Origin of the sequence: Ochrobactrum sp. SSR (assembly GCF_030067775.1) — a bacterium.
Taxonomy (GTDB): domain Bacteria; phylum Pseudomonadota; class Alphaproteobacteria; order Rhizobiales; family Rhizobiaceae; genus Brucella; species Brucella teleogrylli.
The window spans coordinates 266,440-286,584 of the sequence record NZ_CP125970.1 but is presented as its reverse complement, the minus strand read 5'-3'; the positions used below and the strand labels follow the sequence as shown (position 1 = coordinate 286,584).

The window sequence follows — 20,145 nt, the reverse complement described above, 5'->3', positions numbered from 1 at the left end:
TTTAAACCGGAAACAGTCCGCTTTCCATAAATGCCTGCACTTCTGCCCGGCTTGGTGAACCGGAACGTCCGCCGAACCGTGCGCATTTGATGGCGGCGGCGGCATTGGCAAAGCGGATGATGTCATGCATCGCGCCGCCTTCGACCAAACCGAGCGCGAAGGCGCCATGGAAGACATCGCCCGCAGCGAGCGTGTCGACCGCCTTTACGGGAAACCCGGCGACATGCTGCACCGAATGCCCGGCCCGTTCAGTCCAGTAGCACCCCTGCGCGCCAGCGGTAACGGCTGTGAAAACATCATAGCGGCTGGCCAGTATCGCGACGCATTCGCTCAAATTCGCCGTTCCCGTCAGGCTGATGGCGGCGGGTTCTGACGCGACAATATGCGTTGCAAGCGGCAACAGTCGTTCAAGGCGTTCGACCGGGGCCGTGTCTGCATCAAGAATGGCGGGTATACCGGCGCGACGCGCGGCCTTGAGGCCGGTTTCTGCGGCCCAAGCCCAACGGACATCGGCCATGACCGCTGCAAATGCACCTGTTTCGACAGGCGGCACGCTTGAAGCCGGGCTACCCAGTTGCGGATCATAGAACGGCACGATCACGCGCTCGCCGGACGGATCAACCAGAATCGACGAAAACGCGGTGCGCGCGCCTGGAAGCCTGCGAATATGAGAGCAGTCGATGCCTTCGGCCCGCAATTCAGCAATCACCCGCTCGCCGGTGGCGTCGTCGCCGGTCGATGCCCAAAGCGCCACATCGCCCCCAAGACGGGCGATGGCGGCTGCGGCACTCGATGCCATACCGGCTGCGATCTGCACCGCTTCTCTGGGCAGATATTTCCCGGCTTTTTCCGGCAATGCGTCAAGGCGGAGGATTGTGTCGAGCGTAAGGGCGCCCAGGCAGAGAATAGTGCGGCTCATAATATGCGATCCAGAACTTGCAAGAATCTGACAGCGTCCTCCCCGGATCGCGCCGCTCTCGCCATATCACGTTTTCGCCAGTTGCAAAGCGTCCGTCGCACCAAGCCAGAAGGCGCGCAGGCTGTTGCGCCAAACAGCAAAAGCCCTGCTATCCATTTGTTTCGACAAAGCTTCCGTCATAAAGCCATCATGCAAAATTGCTGAAATGGACCGGAAATTTTTTCTCGCTGAAAGCTCATGCTTGAGAAAGAAAGGCCAAAGAATTTCAATATTATGCGATGCGGTTTAATCTCGACAATGCATAAGATGCAAATTACGCTTTCGGCATGAATCAGTCGGTCCAGCGGCGTGCCGTATTCTTTATTGGCGGGTATGATCCGAAAACGCCAGACGCGTTTTTCAAGCGGCTGCGTAAGGAAATTGCTCGTTTCGACACGCTGTGGGGCTACCAGTCAGCGGTCTCTTCCGTGGATCAGGCACCCGATCACGAGATCGGGCTTGCAACCATCGAAACCCGTGCTGCGCACGAAGATTGGTCAACGACGACCGATTTCAATTTTCTCGCACTCGACAGCATCGTATTGGCAGATTTCGCCCGGCCCCTGCCTGTTCGGCTCGGCAAATATCTGCGCGCTTTTGCCGACTTCGTCTTTTCCGGCACGGCTTTCCAATTCTTTGCCAAAGCTTGGCGCTTCGGGCTTTATTTCCTCTATCCTTTCCTCGCAATCGTCCTGTTCGCGCTGTTGGGATATGCCGCCGTTCGTCTCACGGCGCATTGGCTTGGCGCACTTGGCTGGATCATCGGGCTTGCCGTGTTCTCGTTCGCATTGATGGTGCTGGGCAAACGCTGGTCCACCAATCATCTGATGGATCTCTGGTCCTTCTCGTTGAGCTTCTTTCGCGGCAGGCGACCGGATGCCGAAGCGCTGATGCAGCGTTTTGCGGAAAGCATTGTCCAGCGCGTCAGAGCGGGCAGATATGACGAGGTCATCCTGATCGGCCACAGCACCGGCGGCATGCTGATGCTGGATGTCGCCGCCCGTTGTCTGGCCATAGACCAAGCCTTTTCAACGCGCGCGCCGAAGGTTACCATTCTGACGCTTGGTTCCACGGCGCTCAAGGCGGGCTACCATCCGGCAGCCAAGAGATTTCGTGAAGACGTGCAAAGACTTACCGATGATGGTAAGCTTGAGTGGGTGGAAATCCAGTGCCTCACCGACGCTATCAACTTCTATAAAACCGACCCGGTGGCGGAAATGAAGCTCAAGCGTGCGGAGGGCAGAAGGTTTCCGTTCGTGCGTCAGGTGCGCATCAAGGATATGCTGCTGGCCGAGACTTACACGCGGGTGAGGCGCAATCTCTTTCGCGTGCATTATCAATATGTATTCGGCAATACGAAGCCCTATTGGTACGATTTCTTTCAGGTCTGCTGCGGCCCGATTTTCCTCGCAGACCGTGTGCGTGACCATATTGTGGGCGGCTCGTCGCCAGAAAAGGATATTTCCGAATGACGCCCACCTTGGCAATGATCGTTTGGGCCATTGGCCTCGTTGCGTGGGTGGTCATCCGGGTGCCGCACCAGCGGCGCGCCCGCAAGATCAAAGTTACGACCAATGCCAAGACACTGCCCGACCGGGCGGCGCTGGCTGCCGCGACCGTCGGCCTGTCGCTGATCCCGATTATCTATGTTGCAACGGGCTTTCCAGCATTTGCTGATTATACCTTTCAGCCGTGGCTCGGCTGGATCGGCCTTGTCGTGGAACTCGCCTTTCTATGGCTGTTTCATGCAAGTCATCGCCAACTCGGCAAGAACTGGTCGGTGTCGCTGGAAATCCGCAAGGAACACAAACTCGTGACGGATGGGCTCTATAAATATGTCCGCCATCCGATGTATTTATCGTTCTGGCTTTGGGCGATAGCGCAGTTTTGCCTGCTCCCCAACTGGTTCGCCGGACTGGCGGGCATTGTTGGTGTCGGCATTCTCTATTTTTACCGCGTAGGCCATGAAGAAGCGATGATGCGCAACGCATTCGGCGCTTCATATGACGAATATGCCAGGCGCACCGGACGTATTATTCCGAGACCTTGGCCATAACCCCGGTATTTTTACATGACGAACAAATCAGGCAATTCGGCGAAAAATTTCATCAGCCGCCGCTTTCTGCTGCTTTCTGGCCTTGTGCTGGCCGCGATGCCGGTCGCAGCACACGCCAAATCGGCGAAACCTGCCGGACAGGTGCCCGCTACGAATGACAAGACGGGAAACGCCGCCCAGCCGGGACGCCCCGACGTCTATCTCCTGCGCGGTTTCGCCAATATCTTTTCCGCCGGCATCGATGAAATCGGTGCAGAATTGCAGGCCGCAGGTGTAGATGCGCATGTCGATGGCAACGCCGCCTGGCGGCTCGTCGCCAACCGGATTATTGCCGACCGGCAGAAATATGGCCCGCAGCCGGTCATTCTCGTCGGCCATTCATTGGGTGCCAATGCCATTATTTCCATCGCCGAAGTCCTTGAGAAAAAAGGCATTCGCGTGGATTACATGGCCTCGTTTGCCGCCACGGCACCCGATCCCTTGCCAGGAAATATCCGCCGCGTTGTGAATTTCTATTTCTCGCAGCACGGTTGGGGGCTTCCGCTGGTACCCGGCCCCCGTTTCAAGGGGAAGCTGGACAACCGCGATTTCTCCGGCGTGAAGGAAGTCGGCCATTTCAACATCGAAAAACAACGCCCGCTGCAGGCGGAAGTCGTCCGCGATATTCTCCGTGTCCTTCAATAACGGCCAGCAACAACACGCGTTTCTGCTAATAATGGCATCACTCATTATCACGAAGTGAACAACTGCCGCTCTCAATCAATTTAATTGCCGGGCGGCACCGTTGTGTTAGCGTTCGGACAGCCGGTATTACGGCGTATCCCTTCGTTGACAGGAGCGTTGAGTGAAGCGTTGGGTTGTTTGGGGTGTCCCGATCCTATTGGTTGCCGGTGCCGGTTTTGTCGGCTGGCAACATACCACGAAACAGAACGGCACCAGTGCTCCAAACGCAGTTCAGACAGACAGTCGAAAAGGCGGTAGCCGCTCGGTCAGTGCCGAGCATGCCGTCAAGGTCGCGGTTGCAACCGCTGGATCGCTGCCGATCCAGCGCAGCACCATCGGCACGGTGGTTGCCGTCGCCTCCACCGCAGTCAACAGTCCCGAGCCCGGCAATGTGGCCATCCTCAAGGTCAAGGACGGGGCCATCGTCAGAAAGGGCGACCTGATCGCTCAACTTGATGACCGAGCCATCCGCGCCACCGTCGTGAAAGATCAGGCTTCCGTCGCCAAATCGCAGGCCACGCTGAACAATGCGCAAATCCTGCTGAAGCGGATGCAAGACCTTGTCAACAAGGGCGTCAGTACATCGCAGGCGGGCGATGATGCGCTGGCCGCTCTCAAAGTGGCTGAAGCCCAGTTGCAAGTCGATCAGGCACAGCTGGCGGCTGATCAGGTGACCCTCGACAACACCCGGATTATAGCGCCTTTCGACGGCCAGCTTGGCGCCGTGCTTGTATCCGCTGGCGCCTATCTTTCCGCCGGTTCGCCGGTCGCGACCATCACGCAGATGAAGCCGATTTACGCAGATTTTACACTAGCGGAAACGGATATCGCGCTGATCCGCGAAACGCTCGCCACCGGCACACTAAAAGCCACAGCTTCCGCAGTATCGGCTGACGGCAGGGATATTTCGGAAAGCGGCCCGGTCAGTTTCCTTGACAACACAATCGACGAGGCCAGCGGCACCGTGCGTCTGCGCGCCACGCTGGACAATCAATCCGGCAATTTCTGGCCAGGCCAATCGCTGCGTGTACTGGTGGAAGCCGGACAGGCAGACAATCTGGTGCTTGTGCCCGGCGTTGCCGTGCAGCCGCAGGAAAGCGGTTCGATCAGCTATGTCGTGAAGACGGATAACAGCATCGAAGTGCGCCCGGTCACGGTTGCGCTTCGCGCCAATGGCATGGCCGGTCTCAGCGCTGGCCTGCAACCCGGTGAAAAGGTCGTGACCGAAGGTCAGGCCTCGCTTGCCAATGGCAGCAAGGTCAAACTGGCCAGCAACGACGCAGAGACAAAAGTCTCGTCCAACTGAATGAAGGCACCAGGGCGATGAACATTTCCGAAGTCTTCATTCGCCGCCCGGTTGCGACGATCCTCCTTGTCATCGGCGGATTGATCGGCGGCATCGCGGCTTATCTCCAGCTTCCAGTCGCGGCTCTACCCGAGGCGGATTTTCCGACCGTCAACGTGTCGGCACAGCTGGCAGGCGCGTCGCCGGATACCATGGCATCGTCTGTCGCAACCCCGCTTATCAAGCAATTCGAGACGATTGCGGGTATCGATACGATCAGCGCCACCTCGTCGCTCGGCAACACGTCGATCACGCTTCAGTTCAACCTGTCGCGCAATATCGACGCGGCAGCTGCCGACGTGCAGGCGGCGATTACCCGCGCCCAGCGTCAGTTGCCCGACAATCTGACCACGCCGCCAAGCTACCGTAAGGCCAATCCAGCCGATGCGCCGGTCATCATTCTGGCGCTCACCGGCGACGGCGCACGCCTGACGCAGATGGACGACATCGCGCAGAACATCATATCGCCAGCGCTTTCCACCATTTCAGGCGTTGCGCAGGCGCAGGTCTACGGCTCCAAAACCTATGCCGTGCGCGTCGAGGTCGATCCCGACAAACTCGACAGTCGCAGCCTGTCGCTGTCTGGCCTTGGCGATACCATCGCCGCCGCGAACAGCCAGACGCCAGTCGGCACATTGCAGAACGGGTCGCAGGCGCTGACTGTCAATGCCAAAACCCAGCGCACCAATGCTGAAGAGTTCAAAAGCCTGATCATCTCCGGCAGCGGCAATCGCATCGTCCGCCTCTCGGATGTAGCCAATGTTCTCGACAGCGTGGAAAACATCAATCAAGGCAGCTGGCTGGATGGCAAACAGTCGATTGCGCTTGCGGTACAACGCCAGCCGGGATCAAACACGGTTGCCGTTGTCGATGCGATCAAGGCCAAGCTGCCGGAGATCGAAGCCGCCCTGCCCGCGCAGATGCATATTTCTGTCGTCAACGACGTATCCCGGTCGATCCGCGATGCGGTGGCCGATGTTCAAAAGACGCTTGGCATTACGATTGTCCTAGTAGTGCTGGTGATCTTTCTGTTTCTCGGCCAGTTCTGGGCGACGATGATCCCCGGGCTTGCCGTGCCGCTTTCGCTGGTTGCGACATTTGCCGCCATGTATGCGTTCGGCTTTTCCATCGACAATATCTCGTTGCTTGCCCTCACACTGGCGGTCGGCCTTGTGGTGGACGATGCCATCGTGATGCTCGAAAACATCGTGCGCTATACCGAACAGGGATGCAGCCTTTTGAGGCCGCCATCAAGGGCAGTCAGGAAGTGACCGGCACGATCATCTCCATGTCGTTGTCGCTTGTGGCGGTGTTTCTGCCCATTCTCCTGATGGGCGGCATCGTCGGGCGTGTGCTGAACGAATTCGGCATGGTGGTGACACTCGCCATTCTCTCCTCGGCGCTCGTGTCGCTGACCGTGACGCCGATGCTCGCCGCACGCCTGCCGCACAAGGAAATCAAACCGGGCCGGATCGCTCGCCTGTTCGATCAGGTGACAGAAAGCTATGGGCGCGCTGTCGGCTGGTGCCTCAGGCATCGGGCGCTGGTGCTGCTGGTGTTCGGCCTCAGTTTCCTTGGCTCGATCTGGTCGTTCACGACGCTGCCGCGCAGCTTCTTCCCGCAGGAAGATATTGGCCTTCTCACCATTTCCACGCAAGCGCGGCAGGATATTTCCTATCAGGCGATGCGCAACCTGCAACAGCAGGCGGCGGCGATCGTTTCCGAAAACCCCGCCGTCCAGCACGTTACGGCGTCACTCGGCAGCGGCCCCGGCGGCTCGACCTTCAACACCGGCTCGCTGCTGGTGCAGCTGAAAGCGCGTGACAGCCGCCCTCCGCTCGACCAGACTTTGAGCGCGTTGCGCAAATCGCTCGCCGCCCTTCCCGGTATCAGCGCCTATATAACGCCGGTGCAAAATCTCCGTTTCGGCGGACGCAGCACGCAGAGCCAGTATCAGATTGTGCTGCAATCGCTCGATGCCGACGAAGCCCGGTCCTGGTCGGTGAAACTGGCCGACGCCATGAAGGCCGAACCGCAAACCTTTGTCGATGTGGCGTCCGACCTGCAAAACAACGCGCTGCAAGCGAGTATCGAAATCGATCACGACAAGGCGGGAAGTCTTGGCATCAGCTCGCAGGCGATCCGCAGCACACTGGAAGCCGCCTATGGCACGCTGACAGTTTCGCAAATCCAGACCACCGGCAACAGCTATGATGTCATTCTGGAACTCGATCAGAACCGCCAGTGGGACGAAACGCAACTCGGCGCGCTGCGCGTTCCATCGTCATCGGGTACTCTGGTTCCGCTCGCCAGCTTTGCCACAATCAAGCGGACCAACGGGCCGGTGACCGTCAACCAGTCGGGACAGCTCGCATCGGTCACGCTGTCCTTCAACCTGCCCGCAGGTGTTTCGCTTGGCACCGCAACCGACCGCGTGACGGCACTGCGCAGTGAAATCGGCATGCCAGCCTCGGTATCGGCGCGGCCTTCGGGCGCGGCGCAGATTTTTGCCCAATCGACCGGCAATATGGGTCTGCTGATCCTCGCCGCCGTTGCTACGATCTATATCGTACTCGGCGTTCTCTACGAGAGTTTCGCGCATCCGCTGACCATTCTGTCCGGCCTGCCATCGGCCGCGTTCGGCGCGCTGATTACGTTACAGCTGTCCGGTTTCGACCTGTCGATAATAGCGCTGATCGGGCTTTTGATGCTGATCGGCATCGTCAAGAAGAACGCGATCATGATGGTCGATGTCGCGCTCTACCTGAAGCGTGATGAAAACCATGCGCCGGAAGAAGCAATCCATCAGGCAGCTATTCGCCGCTTCCGTCCCATCATGATGACGACATTCTGTGCGCTTCTCGCGGCTGTTCCCGTAGCACTTGGCGGCGGTCAAGGGTCTGAGCTGCGCCAGCCGCTTGGTGTGGCGGTGGTGGGCGGCCTTGTGCTCAGTCAGGTGCTGACACTGTTCATCACACCGGTGATTTTTGTGGAGATTGACCGTCTGGCAAGTGCACGCTGGTTCCTCAGACGGACAGCAGCACCGCATGAGGCATGACCGCCTAAAGCGTGTCGCATTTATTCGGCCTCATACCCAGCAGCCTTAAAGAAGTTCTGGCATTCATTGATGGAGAAGAGACTGATGACATCGCCAAGTGCTTTTGAGATGGCGTCGAAGCTGCGTGCTGCTCGCTTTCTCAGAAGTGCCTTGAGTTTTGAGAAAGCCATTTCGATTGGGTTCAGGTCCGGCGAATAGGGCGGCAGGAAGAGAAACCAAGCGCCCTTTGCCTTGACCAGTTGCTCAGCCTTCCGGCTTTTGTGGAAGCCGACATTGTCGAGGATGACTATATCACCGGCTGACAGTGTCGGCACAAGCTGTGTCTCGATCCAGGTTTCGAAGATGCGGCTGTTCATCGGTGCATCGACGATCCATGGCGCGGTCAGGCCATGGCAGCGCAGTCCGGCAATGAAGGTCTGTGTCTTCCATTTTCCGAAGGGCGCATAGGCGGCAAAGCGCCTGCCTTTGGCAGACCATCCGGTGCGTTTTGTCAGGCGCGTATTCGTGGAAGTCTCATCGATAAAGATGAGACGCGACAAGGCCTTGTTGAAGAACCGCTTTCGGCGATTGATCCAAAGATCACGCGCCTTGGCGATCTCTGGTCTACGCTGCTCGCTTGCCTTGAGGCTTTTTTTTATTACTCAGCCCAAGTCGGTGTAGAAATCGCCCGACCGTGGCGCGGTGGACTTCAATACCGCGCTCCGCGAGCGCAACGCACAGTTCGTCCAAAGTCGTTTCGCCACGGGCGGACATCTGCTCGCGGACCCAATCACCATGAGCCAAAAGCTTCACACTACCAGGCGGGTGGCCCTGCCTGGCGGCGGCCAGACAGCCGGATGACCGATACAGGATCATCATGTTGTTGACGAACCGAGGCGAAACACGGAAATGCCGAGCGGCTTCCCGGTGACTATTGCCCTCATTCACAAACGCAACGACACGCTCACGCAACTCAATCGGATGCGGCTTGCCCATGGTGCATCTCCTTCCATGAGACAAGTGAATCACAGATCAAGCCAAACGGGAATCCCGAATCCGGTTAACAGCGACATGCTTTAGACAAAAAAGCCTCCCGCGCGGACAGCACGGGAGGCTTCGTTTTGATCGGCAGTCGCCTCACTTCGCCAGAACTGAAATGTCCTGCGAGGATTTGATTTCGTCGGCGGATGCACAAAACTCTGGCTTGCTGTCATCGCTGCCTTCGGCGAGAAACAGACCAAAACGCGCGCCGAAGGCCACAAGAACAGCTGCTTCGCGCAGATCGGCCTGCTCGTCGCTCAGCTTTTTGTCCGTATCTTTGATGACGTCTTCAATTTTCCTGCGGAATGCTTCATGATCGAGCTCATGCCCATCGCAGAGCCTGACGATGGCCGCCTGATAGGCGAGATTGTTCAGGCTGGCAAATTGCTTCGTTGACAGAAATTCGCCTTCGCCCTTGGCCAGAGCGTCCCAAGCGGCATGGAGCCGATTATTGGCAGCGTCTTCAGCCATAGCCACTTTTGGAAAGGCTGCCAGCAATGCCGCACCCAGTAAAAAATGATGAAATTTCATAATATGTCCTAATTGCCGAACTGCGAATGGGTCGTGAGGCCCGTATAATGTCCGTTCGCCAGGTAACAGGCCCGCTGCGCCGGATAACAGGTGATGCCGTTGCTCAGGCGATAAGGCGGCGGCGCATAATAAGGTTGTGGCGGCGGAGCATAAACATCGTGAGGACGGTTGTTGCCATTGTCGGCAATGGCGGCGGCAATCGCCAGTCCGAGAATCCCTGCGGCAACGGCAGCACCAGCATGATCGTGATGATGAAAACCATGGTCATGACCGAAAGGCGGAAAATCATGGTCATGATGGCCCCAATGGTCATGATCCCAGTCATGCCCGAACGCGACCTGCACGGGTGACGCCAGTGCAAGCACCACCATGCTGGCAAGCAGCTGCGTTCTTCGCTTCACGATCATAATCGATCCTTTCTGATAAAGCGGTTTGTTCCAGTGAAAGGTTTTCGTTGTGTCGAGCGCGCCCTGCTCAAGCGACGCCAAGCGTCTATATCCGTGAGGGATAGCGACGTCTGGTGGGGATAATTCCGCCAAAACCTTCGCATATGCGACTTTTTCCGTCGTAAACAGAATGATGGCTTGGCAACCCTGAATTGCGCCCGCTGTATAATTTCACCGCCTCCGCCAGATTTTTTCTTTCAATATAAGAGTTGTTTAATCCAACGATTTAATTGATCTGGAATACCCGTTTCAACGAGACAGCTTTACTTCGAACATCGGGCGGGCGGTTATCGCGTTAGACCCTGATTTAATTCCGCAATTCGATACTTCACCAAGATCTAACAATAAAGAATTCGACTTAATAGAAATAGCTGAGGCAATCGCACTGACAATACATGTATGTCCCTAATATGCGGTATTTTTGTCCCATCTTGCGTTTTGAGGGACAAATTTGATAGAATAGGTCCGGGCTTGGGAGTAGTAGGAAACAGTTGGATGCTTAAAAAGTGCGTAAGCTTATGCGCATGCAAAGTTGCCAGCTGATAATTGTCGCAGTTGGGGGCACATGAAGAGCGGCCATTACATATCGGCGGATATGGTTGACGAGAAAATCCGCAATGATTTCTGGCGGGACACGTCGTCCATCATCTATGAGGTTTCGCCAACGCTCGAAAAGGGCGACAAAGTCATGAGCGGCTCCGTCCGCTCGCGTCTGTTCGGCGACATGGTGGTCGGCAATACCACATTCAGCAGCCAGTTCTGTGATCGAACGCCGAAAATCATCGCGAGAACGGATCTCGACCTTTATCTGCTGCAACTGGTTCTGGCTGGCGACTACCGGGGCGACTTCAACGGCAAGAATGTCGATGTGAAGCCGGGCGACATATTCATTCTCGATCTGACGCAGGTGTTGACCAGCAAGAAAGAGGCTGGCGCACGCGTGACGCTGGCCATTCCGCGCAAGGAACTCAACAAGGCCTTTCCGGGCAAGAACCTGCACGGTCTCGTGCTGCCTTCCAACATTGCAACCAACAAGATCCTGTTCAATTTCATTCTGACACTCGACCGGATCATCGATACGATCGACCAGAATGATTATCCTGAAATTCAGGAATCCCTGATGGTTCTGCTGAAAGCGGCGATCAACAGGCAGGCTTTCACATTGGAAGAATATCTTGCCGTCAGCCAGCCGCTGCGTCAGCGCGTGCTCGACCATATCGACGCGAACCTGGCTGATCCGAACCTTTCGCCAAAGAGCATTATGCAACAGTTCAAGCTGTCGCACTCTCATCTCTATCGCGCGTTTGAACCTGACAACGGTGTCACAAAGCTGATCCGCAACAAGCGGCTCGACCTTGCTTATCGACGCCTCATCAATGATGGCGGACGACGGCTGAGCATGAAGGAAGTCGCCTATGCCTGCGGCTTTTCAGACCGCGCGCAGTTTACCAAATTCTTCAAGGAGCGGTTCGGTATAGCGCCGCAGGATTTGAAAGGTTTTCCAAAATCACCGGATCACAATCCGGCTACGTCGTTCACATTGCATACCTTTGTTTCCGAGCGGATTCGGCAGCAGAGTTCGGAAGAATAAACCGGATAGAGAGCGAACCGGCGCTTATGCACCGGTCAGTAGCTTCCATGCGATTGCCCACATTACAAAAGCAATCAAGCCCTCCAGCACACGCCAGGCGGACGGCTTGGCGAAAACCGGGCGTAGCCAGCGCGCACCAAATCCCAGCGAAAAGAAAAATACGAACGAAGCCGTGATGGCGCCCATAGCGAATGCGCTTTCGAGGCCCGGAAACTGGGTAGAGATCGTGCCCAGCAAGACAACCGTATCCAGATAGACATGCGGATTGAGCCAGGTCAAAGCGAGGCAGGTGGCAATGGTTTTCCCCAAGCCTGTTGCCTGACCGTTGCCGGTCGAAAGCGCCGTTGACGATGTGATTGCCGAATAAAGGCTTAGCGCTCCATACCAAATCAGAAAAGCGGCACCGCCATAGCGCATGACCGGATCGATTGACGGAAGCGCCGCCGCGATCTTCTGAAAGCTGGTGATCCCTAGCGTGATCAGTACTGCGTCCGAAACAGCACAGACAAGACTGACCGCGAAGACATGCTCGTCGCGCAGCCCCTGCCGCAGAACAAAAGCGTTCTGCGCGCCGATGGCTACAATCAGGCTGAGGCCCATGGTCAGGCCCGTCAGATAAACGGAGAAATTCATTTCGGCTCGCTACGGAGCATGGCGCCAGATGCCACGCAAATTGGAATGGTTGATAGCGCTTGGATACAAACCTCGTCTGGATTAGTATAGTTAAAGATACTAACTATAATTAAGATAAACTAATGATCGATTATTCCGCACTTCGTGCCGTCGCGATGGTCGTGCAAACTGGCAGTTTCGAGAAAGCGGCCCGCGCCTTGAACGTGACGCCGTCTGCCATATCGCAACGGGTGAAACATCTGGAGGAGCGGCTTGGCACGGTGCTTATTTCGCGCGGGACGCCTTGCACCGCGACCGAAAAAGGCGACTGGCTTTGTCGCCACATCGAACAGGTGGGTATGCTGGAACGCGAGTTGCTGGAAGAATTGCCAGCCCTTGCCGGGCCGGACGACCTGAAGCAGCGCGTCACGCTGAACATCGCCACCAATGCCGACAGTCTGGGAACATGGTTTTTGAAAGCCATTTCCGCTTTTACCAAAGGTTCCGAGCATCTTCTCAACATCGCCGTGGATGATCAGGATCACACAGCCGAATGGCTTCAGCATGGGCGTGTTCTGGCGGCTGTGTCCTCTCACGCGAAACTGGTGCAAGGCTGCCGTATCGTTCCGCTCGGCACGCTGCGGTATCACGCAACCGCATCGCCGGATTTCATGGAACGATATTTCAAAAATGGCGTGACGCCGGATGCGCTTGCCACTGCGCCAGCCTTGACTTTCAACCAGAAAGACCGGCTACAGGAGCGCTGGATCAAGGACAACCTGAAGGCGGATGTCAATTGCCCGACGCATTGGTTACCTTCTACGCAAGGATTTGTCGAAGCGAGCCTTGACGGCATGGGCTGGGGTGTAAACCCAAACGTGCTGGTGAAGGACCACCTTGCATCCGGCCAGCTGGTCGAACTTGTAGCCGACACACCGCTCGACGTACCGCTCTATTGGCAGGTCAATCGGCTTGCGGCTGATCGGCTCTCCGATTTGACGCAGCAGGTTGTCGCAACAGCGCGGCGCGAACTGCTGCAGAACACCGCCTGATACGTTCCCTGCCTCCGCACGTCGATCACCATCAGTTTTATTGAACGTGAGCGGAGATTGAGCGAATGCTGTTTTATGAAAATTCTGGCTCTCATAGCGGCTGCGGTCGTGCTTTTGTTTCTCGGCTGCTATTTGCAGACGCATTTTGCCGTGCCGTAAAAGACGCATGAGCCAGCGAAAAAGGCAGGATCAATGATCCTGCCCCGTTTGCGCTAGGCCTGCGGCCTCCTCGCAGACCCTGACATGTTCTGCCAGAGCGTCGAGAGGTAGAAAGGCGCTTACCGTACAGATATCGCGCTTCTGAAACTTTGGCAGTTCCTGAAGCTCCTTCAGACGGATAAGAAGTGTGCCGCGGTTCATGGAAAAATCCCTCCATTATCGCCCCCGCACGTTATAGTAAGCACTTCCAGACACGATTTGCCGGAAATGCTTTGAAGATCAGGCTGCCCGCACCTTTTTCTTCAAGGGAAGCTCGATATCGACTTCCAGTGTCGACATCTGATCTCCCCGATCCATCTTCACGCTGACCTTGTCGCGATCGATCTGGATATGTTTGGCGATCACCGCCAGAATTTCTTCCCTCAGCACAGCCACAAGATCGGAATGTCCCTCGGACGCTCGCTCATGCGCCAGCAGAACTTGCAGACGTTCGCGCGCCAAGGGCGCCGATGCCTGCTTGGTGAAGAAACGAAATAGGCTCATGCCGCTCTCCTTCCGAAAATTTTGCCCAGAAGGCTGCGCTTTTCGGATGGAACAGTCATCGGCACTTCTTCGCCCGCCAGACGGCGTGCTGCATCCAGATAGGCCAGAGCCGGCGCACTGCGCTGGTCGGCAAGCGTCACTGGAGAGCCGATATTGGATGCGCGCAGCACATCCTGGCTTTCAGGGATGATGCCCAGAAGCGGGATAGACAGGATTTCAAGTACGTCTTCGACTTTCAGCATGTCGCCGCGTTCGGCGCGGATCGGGTCGTAGCGGGTCAGCAAAAGATGCTTTTCCACCCGTTCGCCGCGCTCGGCCTTGAGAGTCTTGGCGTCGAGAAGGCCGATAATACGGTCGGAATCGCGCACCGACGACACTTCCGGATTGGTCACCACAACGGCCATGTCGGCATGGCGCATGGCAAGCGTCGCGCCGCGCTCGATCCCGGCCGGGCTGTCGCAGATGATCCAGTCGAATTCCTTCTTGAGGTCTTCGATCACACGATCAACGCCCTCGGTGGTGAGGTTGTCCTTGTCGCGGGTCTGGGAGGCGGGCAGCAGATAAAGCGTGTCGAGACGCTTGTCGCGGATAAGCGCCTGCGGCAGCTTCGCATCGCCCTGAATCACATTTACCAGATCGAACACCACGCGGCGTTCGGCGCCCATCACCAGATCGAGATTGCGCAAGCCGACATCGAAGTCGATAACGACAGTCTTTTCACCGCGCTGCGCAAGAGCGGCGCCGATGGCTGCGGTGGATGTCGTTTTGCCAACGCCACCCTTGCCGGAAGTTACAACAATTACTTTTGCCATATTGGTCTCCTGTAGCTCCCGCACGCCTTATGAGAGTATTGCCCGCCCAACCGGACATGATTTCTTTTCAATAAATTCGATCAACCGAGCGTTTCGGCCATCATGTAATCGCCATCGAGCCAGAGCTGCACCGCCTGACCGCGCAACCGGGCTTCCATGTCTTCAGCCGTCTTGTAGAGGCCGTCGATTGCAACCAATTCGGCTTCCATCTTGCGGCAGAAAATGCGCGCGTTGGAATTGCCTGCCGTCCCGGCCATCGCACGACCGCGCAGCGCGCCATAGACATGGATCGAACCGCCCGCCACCACTTCCGCACCAGAAGCCACCGAACCGACAACAGTAACGTCGCCATCCGGGAAATAGATGGACTGGCCGGAGCGCACAGGCTCCGTTACCACCATCGAAGGGACGGCCTTCACCAGTTGCACATTGGCGGGTGCTGCGGTTGCAGCCGGCTTTGCCGGGGCCGCAGGCTCGCTCACCTCGGGATTGAAATCCGCGGCCACCTGCCCGCCACGCAGCGCTGGCGGCATGCCAGGACCGAGAAGCGAAGGACGCGCATTTTCAAACCCCGTGATCCAGACACCGCGACCTGCAAGATCTTCCAGTAGCTGAACCAGCTGCATCCGTTCGATAACCAGATTCTCAAGATCAAGCACGACTGGCCGGTTCAGAAAGAACCCCGCCGAACGCGCGGCAAGATCGTCTAGCCTGTCCAGCCAGCCATCCAGCGGCAGTTCAGGCGAGAGCACCAGCGCAAGAAAGGAGCGCCCTTTCAAACGGATCGGACGGGATTGTGTTAGCACTTGATTCATCTTGGTTAAAAAACGGTTTACTCGGTCTATATGCGGAATGGTTAACAGATGGTTAATTTTTGGCTGACGTCCTGACATGTAACCCCTCCGACGAAGCGAAGGCGCGCTAGCATGAAGCCGGACCCGCTGCTGCATGCATTCCAAGACGTGGCCAAGCTGCGGTGCACCTCGCGCACCAATCGACTCAACTGGCTTAAACGTACCCGAAGAATAGGGCATCAGCCGGGCTTTTCGGCGTCTTCCACAGAAGAAAGCGCTTCAGATTTACGATTAAATCCCAATCAAATGTGACGCTGCGTAACGTCTTAAAACGTGACTGCGATTTTTATACGAACTGAAGGGTAACGCGCGTTGCAACTCAAAATGCGCGGACCGAAGCCAGCATATTCGATTGTTACGATTCTTGGGAAAAACTGATGGTTCCTGGATAAGGAACCGCCTCGCGTTTGGGCGGGGGGCTTAGGGGCGCGAGGCGGGCGAGCTCTCAGGAGTGCACGCAGGGAAAAAATGGCGACTAAAGACCGATTCTAAAACCAACAAAGGGTTCCAGTCTGAAAGATTACGTGATCAGAACGGATAATTATCCCACTTAATTGGGAGGGCGATCTGGTTAAACACCCGAGATCATAAGGCTTTTTTTTGAAACTCTTATTGAGTCAGAGTTTTTATAGTCCTGTCTAAATTTCCACCGCGCAAGCCTATCGCATCAGTGAAATTTGAAGACTGATTCCTTAAATCCGTCGGCGCGAACCTAATCACACCTGTTCCAAAATGGAAATAGCAATCTCGGAGAATTGCGGGGTACAACTGCGAAGCGCACTCAAATGACAGCTTCACACAGGTGCCGTGGTTCCACTCCGCCTCACGGCAATTAGATAGTCCATAAAATATATCAAATATTAGCCAAAGTTTTGTTCGGCTGGGAGCCACACAGTGTGGGCGAGTACGACCCGAGATCAGTCGAGACCCAACCGCTCATCAGCAGGAGACCCGGCAACTACTCAATTAGCTTCATGGATTTCAGTATTTTCTGAAATTTATAGAGTTTTGTCGGGGGCTTGCTTTTAGAAACTCCCACATTATTGTGTGCTCCACTTGGAGGAGGGAGTGACCGCCCCAGCGCGCTAGACCGCTGCGGGGCGGTTTCTTTTTTTAGCCCTTTAAAAAATGCATAGCTGCCCTGCAGCATGTCCTCTTGTAAACCTCTGACCGCGCACCTATTTTCACGTTGTTCGGTTTCACTCCTCCTCCCAGAAACCGGACACGAAGCGCGATACTCCTCCTCCCAATCGCGCTTTACCAATCAGCCCGTTGCGCACTCCTCCTCCCAGCGCGACGGGCTTTTTTTGTATCTCCAGACAAAGCTAAAACAGTCGCAGCTTGCGCATATGAAACGCTTCGGCATAGGTTTCCGGCGCGCGACATTCCATACCGCGCAATCGCGCCAATCCGCGAAATGTTTCGGGGTCGAACCAGTCCTTCGAACGTTGTGTGCCGAAATGCTTCATCAAAAGCTCGACCTTGTGTTCCATGATCGCCGCCGAAAGGGCCGAATAGGCATTGGGCTGGCCGAGGTCGCCATCCCATTTCGGGATTTCATATTCGAGGATCAGCTGGTCGCGGAAGAGGTTCCAGGTCAGTTCGTTGACTGTGCGGTGATCCTGATGCGCGTCGCCGTGGCGGTGGGTGAAAACAATATCCGGCGTCTGGCGGCTGCGTTGTTCGATCAGCCACGCCTTGATCTCGCGGATCTGCGCCGGGAAATAACTGTCCTCAAACGCCGCAAGCCGGATGCCGGGATTTTCCGTACCGCGCAGAAAATCGCGCGCTGAAGCCTCCGCCTCGGCGCGTCGTTCTCCACTGCCCGACAACACACACCATTCGATGTGCATCGGCGTTCCCGCTTCGATCAGACTGAGGAGCGTTCCCCCGCAACCGATTTCGATATCGTCCGAATGCGCGCCCAGACATAAGAGCTGAAGCGGCCTGCCCGGATTGGCGAGAGAACGCAGGTCGATCATAACGCTATGGCGATGTTGGCTGCGCGCTGCTCCGCCTTGTGTTTCTTCCAGGGCATATCGCCCTTCTCGACCATGTCTTCCAGCGTCTGCCAGTCGCGCAGCGTATCCATTGAACGCCAGAAGCCCTCATATTTATAGGCCATCAGTTGATTGTCGGCGATAAGACGGCTGAACGGTTCCAGCACCAGCTCTTCGCCCTCTCGCATGTAATCGAAGATTTCCTTGCGGAAGAGGAAATAACCGCCATTGATCCAGATATCAGAGGTGTTTGACGTCCGAAAAGCCCGCACGTCCCCGCCTTCGGCGATATCCGCCAGATGATAGGTCAGCGGCGGACGCACGGCGAGGAAGCAGGCTATCTTGCCGCTCGCCTCGAAACGCCGCGTCATGTCGTCGAGATCGACATCGCTCAGACCATCGCTGTAATTGGCGAGGAACATGTCCTCCTTCTCGACATGGGCACGCGCGCTCCACAGGCGCTCGCCGATATTGCGCCAGATGCCGGTGTCGAGCAGGGTCACGCTCCAGTCGCGGTCCACTTCCTCCAGCAATTCGACATTGCGCCCGCCATTGGAGACGACGCAATCGGCGAAAGTCTGCGGGCGGATCGTCAGAAAGAAATCCTTCACGACATTGGCCTTGTAACCGAGACAGAGGACAAAGTCGTTGTGGCCGTAATCGCTGTAATACTCCATGACATGATGCAGGATCGGCTGGTGGCCGAGCGGGATCATTGGCTTGGGCACATTTTCCGAATATTCGCGGATTCTGGTTCCAAGACCGCCGCAAAACAGAACGACTTTCATGACTAACGCTCCTCTGCAATCAGAGCTGGATCGATCAATCGGACATGAGGAATGGGGATAATGAATTTCGCGCCCCATTCGACCACGTGCTGCATCTGCCGGATAATCTCATCCTTGAAGTTCCAAGGCAGGATGAGAATGTAGTCCGGCTTGTATTTGTCTATCGCCGATACGTCATAGATCGGGATATGCATGCCGGGCGTATAGCGCCCGTGCTTGTAGGGATTGCGGTCCACGGTGAAATCCAGAAAATCCGTGCCGATGCCGCAATAGTTCAGAAGCGTGTTGCCCTTGCCCGGCGCACCATAACCGCTGATGCGCTTGCCCGAATTCTTGGCTGCAATCAGGAAGGACAGGAGATCACGCTTGGCGTGACGGGTCTTTTCCGCAAACTGTTCATAGGTCGCGATATCGGTGAGGCCGAAGCTCTCTTCCTTCTTGAGAAGGGCCGCTACCCGGGGCGACGCCTTGCGCTTGCTGCCGGTGCGCGCCAGATAGACCCGCAGCGATCCGCCATGGGTCGGCACTTCCTCGACATCGATGATCTTGAGGTGGTGCCTGTGCGCCATGAAGCGAATGGTCAGCAGCGAGAAATACGAGAAATGCTCGTGATAGATCGTGTCGAACTGGTTGAACTCAATCAGATTGGCAAGATGCGGAAATTCCAGCGTGATGACACCTTCGGGTTTCAGCAGAAGCTGCATACCGCGCACGAAATCATTCAGATCGGGCACCTGCGCCAGAACATTGTTGCCGATAATGAGATCGGCGCTTTGATTAGCACCGAGCATTTCCAGCGCCAGTTTCGCGCCGAAGAAATCAACCCGGGTTGGCACGCCCTTGGCGATTGCGGCTTCCGCCACATTGGCCGCAGGTTCTATGCCCAGAACCGGAATGCCCTTTGGCAGGAAATGCTGCAGCAGATAGCCGTCATTGCTGGCGACTTCCACCACGAAACTGTTCTCGTCCAGTTCCAGCCTTTCGGTGATCGCGTCGCAATAGGCTCTGGCGTGATCCACCCAGCTTGTCGCAAAGGACGAGAAATAGGCATATTCCGTGAAAATCTCGGCGGGCGAAAAATACTCCTTCAGCTGCACGAGATAGCAATGATCGCAGACCAGCGCATAGAGCGGGTAATAAGGCTCCATGCGGTCCAGCTGATCGGCGGCAACGAAACTTTCGCAGGGCGGCGACATGCCCAGATCCACAAAGGTGTGTTTGAGCCGCTTACCGCACAGGCGACAGCCGGTCCGCTCTTGCGTCATGCTTTTGCTCCGCGAAATATCCGGTGTCTGGATGGTCATACACACCCCCTCGGCTCTGGCCCTCACAATGGCCGCCACTACTCTGCCCCCAAACTACTAAGCGGTCTAAAGATTGCCGAGACTGCCATCTGGAGCGCGGCGCACATACCATTGGGCGCAGCCATCACCGAACGAATACTGCCAATCCTCACCCGGCTTGCGTCATAGGGCGGGCAAGGGTGTAGGCCGCTCGCCCATCCGGGGGAAAGCCCTACGTCGGAAGGTGAAGATCGTCCCTCGAAGAAGGCTCTACCGGGCGCTGACCACGCTGTCAGAATGTCGGCAGGCGGAAA

The 20,145-nt window shown here is 56.5% G+C and carries 19 protein-coding genes and 1 pseudogene; 7 read left to right on the top strand and 13 right to left on the bottom strand.

The features are described 5' to 3' along the window. Window position 1: 1 nt before the first annotated feature. Window positions 2–919, bottom strand: coding sequence for a PfkB family carbohydrate kinase (locus QLQ11_RS12855; RefSeq protein WP_109367669.1), 918 nt, complete (start codon window positions 917–919; stop codon window positions 2–4). 326 nt (window positions 920–1,245) lie between these two features. Between QLQ11_RS12855 and QLQ11_RS12850 the strand changes: the two genes are divergently transcribed. From QLQ11_RS12850 to QLQ11_RS12830, 5 genes and pseudogenes are all read left to right on the top strand, one after another. Further along, window positions 1,246–2,430 (top strand): alpha/beta fold hydrolase, encoded by a 1,185-nt coding sequence (locus tag QLQ11_RS12850; RefSeq protein WP_109367670.1) that lies wholly within the window; start codon window positions 1,246–1,248, stop codon window positions 2,428–2,430. Next, window positions 2,427–3,014, top strand: coding sequence for a protein-S-isoprenylcysteine O-methyltransferase (locus QLQ11_RS12845; RefSeq protein ID WP_109367671.1), 588 nt, complete (start codon window positions 2,427–2,429; stop codon window positions 3,012–3,014). The genes QLQ11_RS12850 and QLQ11_RS12845 overlap by 4 nt, the downstream gene beginning before the upstream one ends. Window positions 3,015–3,065: 51 nt before the next feature. Further along, the gene (locus QLQ11_RS12840; protein ID WP_121538805.1) at window positions 3,066–3,698 is read left to right on the top strand and encodes a lipase; all 633 of its coding nucleotides are present in this window, start codon (window positions 3,066–3,068) and stop codon (window positions 3,696–3,698) included. Window positions 3,699–4,056: 358 nt separating this feature from the next. Further along, window positions 4,057–5,043 carry an efflux RND transporter periplasmic adaptor subunit gene (locus QLQ11_RS12835; RefSeq protein ID WP_235858982.1) on the top strand — a complete coding sequence of 329 codons (987 nt, stop codon included), beginning with the start codon at window positions 4,057–4,059 and terminating at the stop codon, window positions 5,041–5,043. Window positions 5,044–5,060: 17 nt separating this feature from the next. Beyond that, a pseudogene (locus QLQ11_RS12830) lies at window positions 5,061–8,140 on the top strand (efflux RND transporter permease subunit). A gap of 20 nt (window positions 8,141–8,160) precedes the next feature. On the opposite strand, the gene QLQ11_RS12825 reads toward QLQ11_RS12830, so the two are convergent. From QLQ11_RS12825 to QLQ11_RS12810, 4 genes are all read right to left on the bottom strand, one after another. Further along, a complete protein-coding gene (locus QLQ11_RS12825; protein WP_371835998.1) occupies window positions 8,161–8,712 on the bottom strand; it encodes an IS630 family transposase in 552 nt (183 codons plus the stop codon). 31 nt (window positions 8,713–8,743) lie between these two features. After that, window positions 8,744–9,115 (bottom strand): winged helix-turn-helix domain-containing protein, encoded by a 372-nt coding sequence (locus QLQ11_RS12820; protein WP_244597082.1) that lies wholly within the window; start codon window positions 9,113–9,115, stop codon window positions 8,744–8,746. 141 nt (window positions 9,116–9,256) lie between these two features. Beyond that, window positions 9,257–9,691, bottom strand: coding sequence for a hypothetical protein (locus QLQ11_RS12815; RefSeq protein ID WP_109367674.1), 435 nt, complete (start codon window positions 9,689–9,691; stop codon window positions 9,257–9,259). A gap of 8 nt (window positions 9,692–9,699) precedes the next feature. Then, entirely contained in the window at window positions 9,700–10,179 is a 480-nt protein-coding gene (locus tag QLQ11_RS12810; protein WP_283736278.1) for a hypothetical protein, read from the bottom strand. 523 nt (window positions 10,180–10,702) lie between these two features. On the opposite strand from QLQ11_RS12810, the gene QLQ11_RS12805 reads away from it, so the two are divergent. Next, complete coding sequence (locus tag QLQ11_RS12805) at window positions 10,703–11,728, top strand: helix-turn-helix domain-containing protein (protein WP_109367676.1); 1,026 nt, start codon at window positions 10,703–10,705, stop codon at window positions 11,726–11,728. 24 nt (window positions 11,729–11,752) lie between these two features. On the opposite strand, the gene QLQ11_RS12800 is transcribed toward QLQ11_RS12805, so the two are convergent. Continuing rightward, the gene (locus QLQ11_RS12800; protein WP_109367677.1) at window positions 11,753–12,361 is read right to left on the bottom strand and encodes a LysE/ArgO family amino acid transporter; all 609 of its coding nucleotides are present in this window, start codon (window positions 12,359–12,361) and stop codon (window positions 11,753–11,755) included. A 122-nt stretch (window positions 12,362–12,483) separates the two neighbouring features. On the opposite strand from QLQ11_RS12800, the gene QLQ11_RS12795 reads away from it, so the two are divergent. After that, window positions 12,484–13,392, top strand: coding sequence for a LysR family transcriptional regulator ArgP (locus QLQ11_RS12795; RefSeq protein WP_109367678.1), 909 nt, complete (start codon window positions 12,484–12,486; stop codon window positions 13,390–13,392). A gap of 189 nt (window positions 13,393–13,581) precedes the next feature. On the opposite strand, the gene QLQ11_RS12790 is transcribed toward QLQ11_RS12795, so the two are convergent. From QLQ11_RS12790 to QLQ11_RS12760, 7 genes are all read right to left on the bottom strand, one after another. Then, entirely contained in the window at window positions 13,582–13,752 is a 171-nt protein-coding gene (locus QLQ11_RS12790) for a hypothetical protein (protein WP_181376050.1), read from the bottom strand. 78 nt (window positions 13,753–13,830) lie between these two features. Beyond that, window positions 13,831–14,094 (bottom strand): cell division topological specificity factor MinE, encoded by a 264-nt coding sequence (gene minE, locus QLQ11_RS12785; RefSeq protein ID WP_109367679.1) that lies wholly within the window; start codon window positions 14,092–14,094, stop codon window positions 13,831–13,833. Next, window positions 14,091–14,906 carry a septum site-determining protein MinD gene (minD, locus tag QLQ11_RS12780; protein ID WP_109367680.1) on the bottom strand — a complete coding sequence of 272 codons (816 nt, stop codon included), beginning with the start codon at window positions 14,904–14,906 and terminating at the stop codon, window positions 14,091–14,093. Before minD ends, minE begins: the two co-directional genes overlap by 4 nt. A gap of 80 nt (window positions 14,907–14,986) precedes the next feature. After that, a complete protein-coding gene (gene minC, locus QLQ11_RS12775; RefSeq protein ID WP_109367681.1) occupies window positions 14,987–15,721 on the bottom strand; it encodes a septum site-determining protein MinC in 735 nt (244 codons plus the stop codon). A gap of 1,364 nt (window positions 15,722–17,085) precedes the next feature. Then, entirely contained in the window at window positions 17,086–17,742 is a 657-nt protein-coding gene (locus tag QLQ11_RS12770) for a PIG-L deacetylase family protein (protein ID WP_121538748.1), read from the bottom strand. Further along, a complete protein-coding gene (locus QLQ11_RS12765) occupies window positions 17,739–18,548 on the bottom strand; it encodes a sugar phosphate nucleotidyltransferase (protein WP_121538746.1) in 810 nt (269 codons plus the stop codon). The genes QLQ11_RS12770 and QLQ11_RS12765 overlap by 4 nt, the downstream gene beginning before the upstream one ends. 2 nt (window positions 18,549–18,550) lie before the next feature. Then, a complete protein-coding gene (locus QLQ11_RS12760; RefSeq protein WP_109367684.1) occupies window positions 18,551–19,852 on the bottom strand; it encodes a class I SAM-dependent methyltransferase in 1,302 nt (433 codons plus the stop codon). Between the last annotated feature and the right edge of the window lie 293 nt (window positions 19,853–20,145).

What these genes read in the sequence shown, in the direction of transcription:
- QLQ11_RS12855 (WP_109367669.1), bottom strand. Translation starts at nt 919, where the DNA reads ATGAGCCGCACTATTCTCTGCCTGGGCGCCCTTACGCTCGACACAATC.
- QLQ11_RS12850 (WP_109367670.1), top strand. Translation starts at nt 1,246, where the DNA reads ATGAATCAGTCGGTCCAGCGGCGTGCCGTATTCTTTATTGGCGGGTAT.
- QLQ11_RS12845 (WP_109367671.1), top strand. Translation starts at nt 2,427, where the DNA reads ATGACGCCCACCTTGGCAATGATCGTTTGGGCCATTGGCCTCGTTGCG.
- QLQ11_RS12820 (WP_244597082.1), bottom strand. Translation starts at nt 9,115, where the DNA reads ATGGGCAAGCCGCATCCGATTGAGTTGCGTGAGCGTGTCGTTGCGTTT.
- QLQ11_RS12815 (WP_109367674.1), bottom strand. Translation starts at nt 9,691, where the DNA reads ATGAAATTTCATCATTTTTTACTGGGTGCGGCATTGCTGGCAGCCTTT.
- QLQ11_RS12805 (WP_109367676.1), top strand. Translation starts at nt 10,703, where the DNA reads ATGAAGAGCGGCCATTACATATCGGCGGATATGGTTGACGAGAAAATC.
- QLQ11_RS12800 (WP_109367677.1), bottom strand. Translation starts at nt 12,361, where the DNA reads ATGAATTTCTCCGTTTATCTGACGGGCCTGACCATGGGCCTCAGCCTG.
- QLQ11_RS12795 (WP_109367678.1), top strand. Translation starts at nt 12,484, where the DNA reads ATGATCGATTATTCCGCACTTCGTGCCGTCGCGATGGTCGTGCAAACT.
- QLQ11_RS12790 (WP_181376050.1), bottom strand. Translation starts at nt 13,752, where the DNA reads ATGAACCGCGGCACACTTCTTATCCGTCTGAAGGAGCTTCAGGAACTG.
- minE (WP_109367679.1), bottom strand. Translation starts at nt 14,094, where the DNA reads ATGAGCCTATTTCGTTTCTTCACCAAGCAGGCATCGGCGCCCTTGGCG.
- minD (WP_109367680.1), bottom strand. Translation starts at nt 14,906, where the DNA reads ATGGCAAAAGTAATTGTTGTAACTTCCGGCAAGGGTGGCGTTGGCAAA.
- minC (WP_109367681.1), bottom strand. Translation starts at nt 15,721, where the DNA reads ATGAATCAAGTGCTAACACAATCCCGTCCGATCCGTTTGAAAGGGCGC.
- QLQ11_RS12770 (WP_121538748.1), bottom strand. Translation starts at nt 17,742, where the DNA reads ATGATCGACCTGCGTTCTCTCGCCAATCCGGGCAGGCCGCTTCAGCTC.
- QLQ11_RS12765 (WP_121538746.1), bottom strand. Translation starts at nt 18,548, where the DNA reads ATGAAAGTCGTTCTGTTTTGCGGCGGTCTTGGAACCAGAATCCGCGAA.
- QLQ11_RS12760 (WP_109367684.1), bottom strand. Translation starts at nt 19,852, where the DNA reads ATGACCATCCAGACACCGGATATTTCGCGGAGCAAAAGCATGACGCAA.